Raw genomic sequence first — 12067 nt, forward strand, 5'->3', positions numbered from 1 at the left:
TTAACTAATCACTCATTGGCATTGCAAATGTATATTTCCTTCTTAAATACCTATAAATACTACTTACCTAGACTAAGGATACATACGATATATAATGCACTCATATGATTTTTTCCCTAGTATACTATTCGGACCAATGAAACATTTTGTGGGGGTAATTTTTTGAAATTCATACATTCAAATAAGTCAAAAAAGTTAGAAAATGATATAATTAGAAATATTAATTGTTAAGGGAGAGGATTTTATGTTTTGTACATCTATTTTCATTGGGGGGATTTCATTTCATAACGAGGAGGAATTATCATGAATTTAGAAACGAAAAGACTAAGCATTATACCGTGTACGGAAGAAACAGTTGAAATTGCTATAAATCAGAAATACGATAACGGGCCACAAATCTCAACTTATTTGAAGAGGTTAAAAGAAGATTCTTCTTTATTGTATTGGGGCACTTGGCTTGTTATTCGAAAAACAGATGGTGTTGTCATCGGCGACATAGGTTTTAAGGGAAAACCGGATAAGAATAAAGTAGTAGAAGTTGGGTATGGTTTCCTTGAAAACTATTGGAATAATGGTTATGCAACAGAATCTGTAGGAGCCTTAATTCAATGGGCTTTTGAAACATCCGAAGTTGATAGAATAATAGCTGAAACACTACATGACAATCATAGTTCTATTCGTGTATTAGAAAAACTAAACATGAACAAAGTAGATACTACAGAAACAATGATTAATTGGAAAATAGATAAATTCGCGTGATTTCAAGCTTTATTTTCAGATTATAAGTGAGGATGTAAATGCAACTTTATCGGGGTAGTTAATAACGAAAAATATAGATCATTTGTAGATGTGGATTGGGAATTGGATATGCTACTCAACATTTTATTAAAACATCCTGCTTTGAATCAATAGCAAATCATGTATTATGATATAGCTTTTAATGTTTACTCCGTTAAACAAGAACCTAAAAGTCATTAAAAATAGACTGGCTAATAGATTAATACTATAACGAGAAAAAGATCAGCAGAAATGCATTCTGCTGATCTCTCTCTTTCATGAAATATCGTAAAGTATCTTTTTGTACTACTATACCATTCTTCAGATCAGCTTCCTGTACTCGTGAATACACTTAATCCATATTTCCAGAAACGATAAGCAATGAAACATAGTATGACAGCAACGAGTGGTGTACACAAAGAAACCCACTTATACCCTTTATCAAAGAAAAAGGCAGCCGGATAAAAGGATGTAAAACTGTAAGGAATAATAAACGTTAAAATAAATGCTATTACTTTATTATAAATCGTAATCGGATAACGCGAAAAATCACTTAAATTGAATACTGCTGATACAACAGGGAGGCTATCTGTCATCCAAAAAGAAAATGTAATAAAAAACAAATTTAATGCAACAAAGATGAGACCGCTTGATAGAATCATGATGATGAGTATCAGTACATTCCCAAATGTAATTGCAATATCTAGATTACTAATAGAATAATAAAGAACAATTCCCCCTATTAACAGTTGCCCTATTCCATCTTGTTGAACACGCTCCGCTATAATTTGGAACAGCGGGTTAAGAGGACGGATAAGCAAACGGTCTAAATTTCCTGTCCGAATGTATTGCCATCCAATCGTCCATAAATTATCAAAGAAAATATGATGGATTGCCCTTCCTGCAAAAGCAATACCGTAGATTAAGAGAATTTGATAAAAATTCCATCCCTTCAAAGTTTCAATATGATCAAATACCACCTTTATGAAAAAGATGGCGGCAAATTGTTGAATGAAGACTGAAGAAATTCCTATTAGAAAGTCTACTTTATACTCCATCATAACTTTTAAGTGTTGCTTAAAATAGACAATGTATAAGAATGAGTATCGTTTAAGAGTTTGCAACAATTCACTCACCCCCCAAATATTGTGATTTTCCGGATTGCTAACGTCCATAAGAATCTAACAAGTACTGTAATAAGAATGAACCATATGAATTGTGTCGCAATTGCCATATAAGCTTGAGTACCTGATATAGAACCTGTATAAATAGAAACAGGTATATAGACCATAGACTGAAAAGGTAAAAACATACTCATTTCTTGAAACCATTGTGGATACAACGATAATGGGACAAGTGCACCGGAACAAAACTGAACAACAGACTCTCGCAGAAGTCGAAGTCCCCATATATTAACAGTCCAAAAAGCTAATATACCAATAATAAGATCTAATTGAGTTCCAATTAAAATACCTAAAACTACACTTACCGTAAATAATAGAAAAGACTCTAATGATTGTGGTAGCTGAATCCCTACAAACCAAACAGCAAACAGCAGCATAGGAAACGTTGTACGCATAGAATTAGAAATTTTTTGTCCCATATCCATCGCTACAAGTTTATCTAACAAATGATATGGCTTCATAAGTTCCATTGCTATGTCACCTTGTTTAATCATTCTCGCTAAATCGGTTCCTACTCCTGATACGTATTGTTCTAATAACAAAGCAATAACCATATAGCTTAGCATGTTAGATAGTGAAAGTGCTCCAACAGTCTCTTTATTCTCGTAAACAGCAGTCCAAAAATAATACAACGTACATAATTTAACGATAATTGCAAATGTACCTGCCCAATACCACGCTGCATATGAGGTATCTAGCTTGATCTGCACTTTAAGCATTTCCCAATATTTCCTCAAGGGATTCTTCACCTCCATGCTGATAAAGGTCCTTAATAATCGTCTCTAATTTAGGGTTTGAAATCGTCAAGTCTGATATCTTATTGTGTCTTGCGAGTTCTGAAAGCACAAATTCCGATGAAACAGTCTTTGTGTGAAAACTTAGCTCTACGTGAGATGTATTTTCTGCTTCACTCTGGTGTATCACAATGTAATTTTGTAATGATACAGGAATTTCAAACATTGTGTGCTCTTCTAATTCTAAAGATAGGATGCGGTTATAAGAAAAACGATCTTTAAGATCTTGTAAGTCCCCATCATAAATAATAGATCCTTTATCAATAATAATAATCCGCTGACACAGCGCTTCTATATCCTGCATATCATGTGTAGTTAATACAACTGTTGCATCTAATTTCTTATTCATGTCCTTAATAAAACTACGTATTTTTTCCTTTACATCAATATCTAAACCAATTGTAGGTTCATCTAGGAACACAACAGAAGGTTGATGAAGAAAAGCAGCAGCCAACTCACAACGCATTTTTTGTCCGAGTGATAGCTGACGAACAGGTAATGGCATTAAAGTTCCGAGATCCAGTACATCTTCAAATAAATGCAACATTTCCTGATATTTTGTTTCTGGAATCTCATAAACATGTTTTAATAGTTCGAAAGACTCTCGCACCGGTATATCCCAAGCAAGTTGCGTACGTTGCCCAAAAACAGCTCCAATGTTTTTGGCATTTTCCTGCCTATTTTTATATGGAATAATTCCATTTACTTTGATTTCACCAGTATCCGGCGTTAAAATTCCGCACAACATCTTAATCGTGGTTGACTTTCCAGCACCGTTGAATCCGATATATCCAACCATTTCTCCTTTTTCAACAGAAAAAGAAATCGGTTGCACTGCCTGCTTATCATAATACTTACGTTTTATTAAAGCCTTTATTGCACCCATTAAACCTGGTTTTCGTTCTAAAATCTTATAACTTTTCGTAACATTCTTTACTTCAATCATTTATAAATCTCCTCCTTCCCCTTTTACAAATATGAGCCGTTATACCGTTAGAGTAATTAAATACATTCCTTCCGCCTCTTACACCTGCCTCCTATAAAATAAGGATTCATTGTAAATTATAAGCTAACACCCCCTCCTACGAAAACGTTTGCATAAATAGAAACTAGTATAATTTTACAGTAGCATTTAAATATTATCAATAAATTTAAATATATAATAACGAACCGCATACAAAAACATCAAGCTTAGTGTTCAGCCAATTCAAGCTCCATTTCCTCCTCATTGGATTGCAACCTCTAGTGAAAAAGGTGTTACAAACTTTATGGCAGTAATGAATTTTGGTGGATTAGAACATCATAAAGTGCTTTCATCCTTAGACTTATTTGGTAAGTATGTAATTCCTGCTTGTAAGTAAAAATTTGATAGGGTACATTGCATTCCTAAAATAGGTTTATTTACTTTCTGAAGAGTTTAAGAATGGACAAAAAATAAACCCAAAAAACTTCCCGTAAGTCATTCATGCTGCGGAGCGCGACACGAATGACTTACGGGAATCAATGGCTCAATAAATGAAAAAAGCCGTTCCTTCCTTAATGTACAAGAAATCGTTTTTTCTATATGAAAAATTGCTTAGAGTATGTTATCCAGATCTACATTATAAAAATCCTTAAGAAATAATTAAACTGGTCATTTTCATGATGTTTAAATATTAAGTGTTTTTTCTCCGCTCTTTTGTCCTCTTTGTCCATATTAAACTCTTTCTTTTACAACTATTAAAGTATTATATTATGACGGAATTTTATTCAATATTTCTTTAGACTGAATATTCTTTTTAACGAACAGTCCCGTGTATACGAGGAATGTACCAATTATTACAATGATACCAATGTAAGCGGACATCATCGTAGGAACCAAGAATGCACCAACGATAATAGTCATTCTTGCAATTAGATCTGCCCCAATATATGATAGACCTGCAAAAGCTGAATACGATCCTCTTTTATCAGCCGGAATCATATTAGCTTGTTCTGCATTTATGATTGGAGAGTAGACAAGTTCACCAACAGTGGCAATAAAATTAAAAATAATTAGTATATACCAAGTGTTTGCAGATGTTGCTGTCACATAGCCTACACCATAGAGCACAAGACCTAAAAGTAACGCTTTTTTTCCACTTAAACGATCTGTAAATTTATTTACAATGAACGTTAAACATACTACTAAAAGCATATTTTGTATGTTAAGAATACTTAGCATCCTTACTCCTACTATTTCAAAGTTCCCAACGCTTATTGGATGAAATGTTTCTGAAAGTCGTACACCAATATAACTGTTTAAAGAAAATTCTGCCGCAAATATGCAGGTAGACCCTATTACAACTTTTAAAAATGCTCTATCTTGAATAGCAACTTTATAGTTTTGAATTAAATCAAGCGCTATATTTTCATGCTTTTTTTCTAAGCACTCTTTAACTTCTACAACTAGCCAAATTTTATAAGCAATTGGTAATGTAGCAGAAACAAAAGTCAGTAATATAAACAACTCTTTTTGGTGATTCATGTATAAAAATCCACCTAATGCTGCACCAATTGCCATAGAAAGATTCATAAGCCAATAGTCAATTGTATAAATAGCTTTTCGATTTTTCGGCGTAGTTGAGTCTATGATGATAGCTTGCATGGATGGGCGACCAAGACTGCTAGATATGATAAAACCTACATAAGCGATTGCAAATAACCCAATCATCTTATCTGTAGGATATAAACTTAAGGTCATTAATAAAAACATCACAGTACTAGAAAAAGAAGTTAACAATAAGATTTTCTTTCGTTGAAAGCGATCTGAAATGTAACCCCCAATTAAATTTGAAAAAAAACTTAAAATAACCGTTAAGATTAAAAATAATCCGGCCCATATTTTATTTATTTCTTGAGCAAAAAACAATGCCATGAAAGGCATTACTGCTGATGTAATGGCACGATTAAAAAACGATGTAATTAAGCGTACTTTTATATTTTGTTCAAAGTCTTTCCAATTCATCATATCTCCTCCTTTAATCTAATGTTATATTAAACTAGACTTATCAAACTAAAAATGGACATACTCAGAAGAATATGTCCACTTATAGAAGGAGATAGGAAAATGGATAATAATTTATTGAATCTATGGCAATCATTTTCTTCAGGAAATATAAAAATAAAAGACCTAGCTGATTTTTTAAATTTAAGTACAAAGCAAACAGTACGTTACTTACATAAATGGATGGATGAAGGTTGGCTCATTTTCACTTCTGGAAAAGGCAGAGGAAATATCTCCTCTCTTCAATGGATTAAAAATATAGAACAAATCTATGAGTCACAAGTAATGGAAATTATGGATCAACAGCCTGTTGAAAAAAGCAGTAAATATTTACTATATAATTGGTCTCCAAACAGTAAACTACGCTTGATGACTAAATTCCACTCAAAATTTGGCTATATACATAATTCGGATGATAAATTAATTATTCCTAGAAGAAACCCCTTTTTAACAACACATCCGCTAGAGGCTGCCGATGTACATAGTGCACATATTGTCGCGAACGTTTTCAATCGACTTTTTTATATGGATGAAAAGGGGAACATATTTCCTGAAATAGCTCACAGTTGGGATTTAACTCAATCTAAGCTTAGACTATATTTAAAAAAGGCCATAAAATTTCATGATGGATCCATCTTAACGGCGGCTGACGTAAAACTATGTCTCTCAAAACTACGTAGTCACAAATATTATAAAGACTTATGGGCACCCATAGAAAAAATAGATATTGTATCACCATTAGTTATTGACATACATTATCCGGATGGTTGTAGCTATTGTTTACAAATGTTATGTATGATAAATACAAGCATTTATAAAGAAAATAACGGTCTAATTGTAGGAACCGGTGGTTTTTATATAGGGGAAAATAACCAGGAAAAGATGTCATTGATAGCATTTAATGATCATTTTCAGGAAAGGCCTTTGCTAGATACAGTAGAATTCATTCAGGTTCCTCTAGAATTTGATAATATTTATCAATCTTCCAAGCACCATGAAAGCAATTCTACGTTTCAAGTAGAAAAGAATTCGGGTTTCGGTGTTATAATTATGAATGCTTGGCGTAATTCATCAATTCAACGAAGAGATGTTCGTAATTACTTACATTATATTATTGCTAACAATATTAATCATATTCACGAATATGATTCTCAAAAAACCCCAAATACTAAGAGTTGCTTAAAGGACATAGGTCATCAAATCGATATCACAAAAAGAAAACGTCCCAAATTTAAAGAACCACTTATTATAAAAGCTACTCAGTATACAGAAAAAACAACAAAATGGTTAATGAATGTCTTAGAAAAAGAAAATATACCCTTTCTAGTTAAATGGGTTCCTTTCGAAAACTATCTTAGAGATGAAAAACTTAATGAACAAGTTGATCTCTTTATTCATGGTGAAGTGTTCGAGATGAATCAAGAGATATCATTTTATTATTTTTTAACAGCTAGATATTCACCGTTGGCTAAGATTATAAAAACAAATAAAACATTAAAAAAACACCTCGATAAATACAAGCATACACCTTTTGAGGAGTGGTCCTCACTAAACAAAGATCTTGAAAAAGAACTGATAGAATCCTCTATTATGATTCCTTTATACCATGAGAAAAGTCAGATTCCTTTTTCATCAGATTTAACGAATATTAAGATGAAATATTTTGGATATGTGGATTTTTCTCAACTTTGGGTAAGACCTTTAATTTAAAAGTTATAAGAAATCCGATACACTTGTAATAAGTATCACCCTATTTAACCAAAGGTAAGATTGTATTCTAAAATGTACCCTATAGGGAAGAACTTTTTTAAAGTGTCTACTCTATAGGGTACATTTTATTTTTATACCTTAACCTATTTTTATAAATCAATCAGCCTCTTGTTCTACTTTAGATTTCCATCCGACAGCTGTTATGCCAGCTTCTAAGCTTAAGCGACTCACTATTTTTTCAATAAGCGTAGCTTTTTTTGAATCACAATGCAAAAGTGCTCGTACAACTACTTTTTTACCTTCTTCGATATCTTCACTAAATAATTCTTTTAGACCAATTCCTTCCGTATGAACCATATGCATTAACAAAACTCTAATATGAGACTCATCTTTATCTAAGCAGGTTGCTGATAACATATAGCTTACATCTTCTTGCTCTTGATCCCGTGCCTTTTTATTCATAAACAATGCTACAGGTCGAAGTAAAACGTGTGCTAAAATAACCCCAAAAGCACCAATAATACCTACTTTTAAAAACCCAGCCCCAACAAGCGTGCCAACTGCTGCAGCACACCATAACGTAGCAGCTGTATTTAATCCACGAATACTAAAACCATCTCGAATAATGACTCCACCGCCAAGGAAACCAATTCCACTTACAACCTGAGCAGCGATACGTGTAGGGCTTCCTTCTCCTGAAGTCATAACAGATAATAAAACAAACAAACAAGCCCCTAATGAAACAAGAGCATTGGTACGTAATCCAGCCATACGGTGCCGCCATTGCCGCTCCGTTCCAATACAAGCTCCAGCAAATATAGCAACAAGTAAACGGATTACAATATCTTGCCATACCATATCTTTCACCTCCAACTATCTATACATAGAAAAAGGAGGACTACAGAAGTAACCTCCTTTTTCATTCCATGTCATTTTTTTAACGATTATATGGTATAAAACTTTTCGTTACTTATTTTTGGTTTTAACATTGATTTTATTCCTAACAAGATTGGAGATATATTGTTATACTCATATGCTATTTCTTCAAATATTTCATTCATTGCTTCTTCATATCTCTTTGCGTTAATGGAAAAACGTTTTGTCTTATCTTCTTTTGGTTCTTCTCTTGTTTGAATCCAAAATGCATTTCCCTCAAATACTTTCATAATGTGAGAAACTTTTCTTTTTTGTTCGATTGAAAAACATGTATACTTCTCGTATAGCTCACGCGCATAATCAAAATGCTCTCTATTTACTTTCCCTTTTTGATTCAAATAAGCAAAGATTTCTTCGCTTGATAATGGGAATTGTATTTCTCCATTCATAATAAAAATATGCAATAAAAGTGCCTGTTCAAAGTGCATGTTTCTCACCTTCTTTCTGATAAAGTTCTATTAAATCAGGTTTACATGTCCAGAAAAGAAGATGTTATAACCAACTATGAAATTTCTTGATATATAACTGCTTAAGAAATTGAGTTAATACGGCATATCCTGTTAAAATTCCTACCAGCCATGGGAAATAGCTAAGTGGAAGTGGTTGTAATCCAACTACTGCACCTAATGGTGAGAATGGAACATAAATGCCAAGGGCCATAATGAGTGCTGTTAATAATAGAACTGGAATAGAAGCCATACTTTGAATAAACGGAATTTTTCGTGTGCGAATCATATGCACAATCAATGTTTGCGTAAGTAATCCTACTACAAACCAACCAGATTGGAACAAGGATTGTTCTGCAACTGTATTAGCTCCAAACACATTCCACATCACAATAAATGTTATAATATCAAAGATTGAACTAATAGGACCAATACAGATAATAAAGTTACGCAAGTTTGAAGTATCCCATTTTCTAGGCTTCTCCAAAAATTCTTTATCCATCTTATCCCATGGAATAGAAAGCTGAGATAAATCATATAGCAAGTTTTGAATTAATAAATGAATAGCTAACATCGGAAGAAACGGAATAAATGCACTCGCTACTAACACACTAAATACATTTCCAAAGTTAGAACTTGCTGTCATTTTCATGTACTTCAAAATATTCCCGAATGTTGTACGCCCTTCAATAATTCCTTCTTCCAATACATTCAGACTTTTTTCAAGCAAGATAATATCAGATGATTCTTTCGCAATATCTGTAGCTGTATCAACGGAGATACCTACATCGGCATCGCGCAGTGCAACCGCATCATTAATACCGTCACCCATATAACCTACAGTATGACCATTTGCTTGCAATGCTTGAATGACACGAGACTTTTGCATTGGATTTAATTTCGCAAATACAGTTGTTCGTTCTGCTAATTGCACTAATGCCTTTTCGGGTAAATGATCAATCTCATAACCAAGTACAGGTTCCCCTATATCCAATCCTACTTCTTTACATACTTTACGCGTTACAATTTCATTGTCACCAGTTAAAATCTTAACCTGTACACCGTGTTCTTGTAATGTTCGAATTGCAGATGCTGCTGATGGTTTTGGAGGATCTAAAAATCCAATATACCCTGCAAAAATCATATCCGATTCATCTTGAATAGAATAAGCTTTCTCGTTATTAGGTGCTTCAAGCTTATAAGCCACCGCAATTACACGCATACCATCTTCATTTAATTGTTCACTCAAATACTTAATTTTTCTCGTTTCTTCTTTCGTAAGAGGAAGTATTTCATCATTAATATCCGTGTGTGTACAAATAGATAAAATTTCTTCTACTGCACCCTTACAAACCATTAAGTTCCTATTACTTGTATCTTTCACAACTACGGACATACGTCGCCTTGCAAAGTCAAATGGGATTTCATCTACTTTGTGAAATTCCTTTGTATCTAATTGATGTTTCTCTTCTGTATGTTCAATAACCGCTTTATCGATAAGGTTTTTTAATCCCGTTTGATAAAAACTATTTAAATAGGCTAGCTGTAATACACTTTTACATTGGTTTCCTGTTGGATCAAGATAACGGACTAATACGACTTTATCTTCAGTCAATGTCCCTGTTTTATCTGTACAAAGAACATCCATTGCTCCAAGATTTTGAATCGAATTTAGCTGTTTCACAATTACTTTCTTTTTAGACATCTTCACAGCGCCTCTAGCTAAGTTTGCCGTTACAATCATTGGAAGCATTTCCGGTGTCAGCCCTACAGCGACTGCTATCGCAAAGAAGAACGCTTCGTTCCAATCACCTTTTGAAATCCCGTTAATGAGAAATACAATAGGAGTCATGACAAGCATAAATTTAATTAAAAGCCAACTTACTTTATTAACACCTTTATCGAAGCTTGTTTCCGGACGTTTACCAATAACACTCTTTGCTAATGAACCAAAATAACTATTTGCACCTGTTGATACAACGACAGCAGTTGCAGTTCCACTTACGATATTTGTTCCCATAAAACATAGATTATCCATTTCAAGTGGGTCGCCATTTCTTTTTGCATTGATATTTGAATTTTGGGAATTTTCGTGTTTTTCAACCGGCAAGGCTTCCCCAGTGAGAGCAGCTTGGTTTACAAATAAATCTTTAGCTGAAAGAATGCGAACATCGGCTGGGACAATATCACCCGCGGAAAGCGTGATAATATCACCAGGTACAAGATCTTCAATAGGAAGTTCTAGTAGTTGATTATTATTTATATCAACTTCTTTATCCATGTTATTTGTAAATTCTTTTGTTCTCAAAACAGTAGCCGTCGTACGGACCATTGCTTTTAATTTTTCTGCCGCTTGTTGAGAACGGAATTCTTGTAAAAAACGAATTGTAGCACTTAAGACTACCATTACAGTTACAACAATTGCTCCCTTCATATCATCAGTAAAAAAGGATAAAACCCCTAGAGCTAATAATACGAAAATAAATGGATTTTTAAACGAACGAAGTAATTGAAGATACCATGCTGGTGGTTTTTCATGTGCCACTTCGTTTCTTCCATGTGTATCCATACGTCTTTCCGCTTCTTTTTCAGAAATTCCGTTTGGAGTTGTTTCTAAAAAAGCTAATGCTGATTGAACATCTCTTGTAGCAACTTCCAATAATATTTCATTATTTAGCTTAATCACTTCTTGATTATGAGAAGTTTGTTTGTTTCGTTTTGGTGTACCATTATTTGTTTGATGCATGTCCATTTGAACATTTTCAATTTGTTTTTTTTCACGTAACATTGGTAGTTTCCTCCTTTATACACGCAGGAGGAAATTCGTTGTTTCTCGACTATCTATTTTTTAGAGAGGGAGGAACAAGTCGTTTCCTACCTACATGATGAAATATAAAGCATATGGGTATCGGGCTTGGGTCTCCAAGTGACATCGTTCCTCACCTCCTTATCCGAATCAATTTCCCTGAATATACTATGTAAGGTTTGAGAGAAAGGTGTATCATCCCAGTGAATAACCCCTCCTTATCCACCTTACGTCCTGATTGAAGAAGGGGCTTCCTGTTTCATAGACCATTGCGTAGTGGGGGGACCCACTGCGTCTTACACAGTCTCCACAGGCGTAGATTATACTGTTCGGACATAACCTTGCCCTACAGTTTGTAGACTTTAGTTTGTGATAAGCAATTCTTCTAA

The 12067-nt window shown here is 33.8% G+C and carries 9 protein-coding genes; 2 read left to right on the forward strand and 7 right to left on the reverse strand.

Annotated features, from left to right (window positions below; genetic code table 11):
* The first annotated feature begins 303 nt into the window (after nt 1-303).
* Entirely contained in the window at nt 304-759 is a 456-nt protein-coding gene (locus MR076_RS12645; RefSeq protein WP_242221035.1) for a GNAT family N-acetyltransferase, read from the forward strand.
* Nucleotides 760-1103: 344 nt separating this feature from the next.
* Here MR076_RS12645 and MR076_RS12650 read toward each other — a convergent pair whose 3' ends face one another.
* The 4 genes from MR076_RS12650 to MR076_RS12665 all read right to left on the reverse strand — a co-directional run bounded on the left by MR076_RS12650 (nt 1104) and on the right by MR076_RS12665 (nt 5741).
* Nucleotides 1104-1904 (reverse strand): ABC transporter permease, encoded by an 801-nt coding sequence (locus tag MR076_RS12650; RefSeq protein WP_242221037.1) that lies wholly within the window; start codon nt 1902-1904, stop codon nt 1104-1106.
* Nucleotides 1905-1909: 5 nt separating this feature from the next.
* Nucleotides 1910-2680: an ABC transporter permease gene (locus MR076_RS12655; protein ID WP_242221039.1), complete on the reverse strand. Its 771-nt coding sequence runs from the start codon at nt 2678-2680 to the stop codon at nt 1910-1912.
* Nucleotides 2673-3701, reverse strand: a complete 1029-nt coding sequence (locus MR076_RS12660; protein ID WP_242221041.1) for an ABC transporter ATP-binding protein — start codon at nt 3699-3701, stop codon at nt 2673-2675. The genes MR076_RS12655 and MR076_RS12660 overlap by 8 nt, the downstream gene beginning before the upstream one ends.
* A gap of 786 nt (nt 3702-4487) precedes the next feature.
* Nucleotides 4488-5741 carry an MDR family MFS transporter gene (locus MR076_RS12665; RefSeq protein WP_242221043.1) on the reverse strand — a complete coding sequence of 418 codons (1254 nt, stop codon included), beginning with the start codon at nt 5739-5741 and terminating at the stop codon, nt 4488-4490.
* A gap of 102 nt (nt 5742-5843) precedes the next feature.
* Here MR076_RS12665 and MR076_RS12670 point away from each other — a divergent pair, with 102 nt between their 5' ends.
* Nucleotides 5844-7490: an ABC transporter substrate-binding protein gene (locus MR076_RS12670; protein ID WP_242221045.1), complete on the forward strand. Its 1647-nt coding sequence runs from the start codon at nt 5844-5846 to the stop codon at nt 7488-7490.
* A 156-nt stretch (nt 7491-7646) separates the two neighbouring features.
* Here the strand turns inward: MR076_RS12670 and MR076_RS12675 are convergent, their stop codons facing one another.
* The 3 genes from MR076_RS12675 to mgtA form a co-directional block, all read right to left on the reverse strand.
* Nucleotides 7647-8348: an MgtC/SapB family protein gene (locus tag MR076_RS12675; protein ID WP_242221046.1), complete on the reverse strand. Its 702-nt coding sequence runs from the start codon at nt 8346-8348 to the stop codon at nt 7647-7649.
* Between the two features lie 86 nt (nt 8349-8434).
* On the reverse strand, nt 8435-8854 hold the full coding sequence (locus MR076_RS12680) for a hypothetical protein (RefSeq protein ID WP_242221048.1): 420 nt from the start codon (nt 8852-8854) through the stop codon (nt 8435-8437).
* Nucleotides 8855-8918: 64 nt separating this feature from the next.
* Nucleotides 8919-11618, reverse strand: coding sequence for a magnesium-translocating P-type ATPase (mgtA, locus tag MR076_RS12685; protein WP_242221062.1), 2700 nt, complete (start codon nt 11616-11618; stop codon nt 8919-8921).
* Nucleotides 11619-12067: the final 449 nt, after the last annotated feature.

The organism is Bacillus cereus group sp. BfR-BA-01380 (assembly GCF_022663535.1).
In the GTDB taxonomy this organism is placed as follows: domain Bacteria; phylum Bacillota; class Bacilli; order Bacillales; family Bacillaceae_G; genus Bacillus_A; species Bacillus_A cereus_BB.

Coding starts and splice junctions, on each gene's coding strand:
- MR076_RS12675 (WP_242221046.1), bottom strand. CDS start 8,348: ATGGTATGGCAAGATATTGTAATCCGTTTACTTGTTGCTATATTTGCT.
- MR076_RS12655 (WP_242221039.1), bottom strand. CDS start 2,680: ATGCTTAAAGTGCAGATCAAGCTAGATACCTCATATGCAGCGTGGTAT.
- MR076_RS12645 (WP_242221035.1), top strand. CDS start 304: ATGAATTTAGAAACGAAAAGACTAAGCATTATACCGTGTACGGAAGAA.
- MR076_RS12660 (WP_242221041.1), bottom strand. CDS start 3,701: ATGATTGAAGTAAAGAATGTTACGAAAAGTTATAAGATTTTAGAACGA.
- MR076_RS12670 (WP_242221045.1), top strand. CDS start 5,844: ATGGATAATAATTTATTGAATCTATGGCAATCATTTTCTTCAGGAAAT.
- mgtA (WP_242221062.1), bottom strand. CDS start 11,618: ATGCATCAAACAAATAATGGTACACCAAAACGAAACAAACAAACTTCT.
- MR076_RS12680 (WP_242221048.1), bottom strand. CDS start 8,854: ATGCACTTTGAACAGGCACTTTTATTGCATATTTTTATTATGAATGGA.
- MR076_RS12665 (WP_242221043.1), bottom strand. CDS start 5,741: ATGAATTGGAAAGACTTTGAACAAAATATAAAAGTACGCTTAATTACA.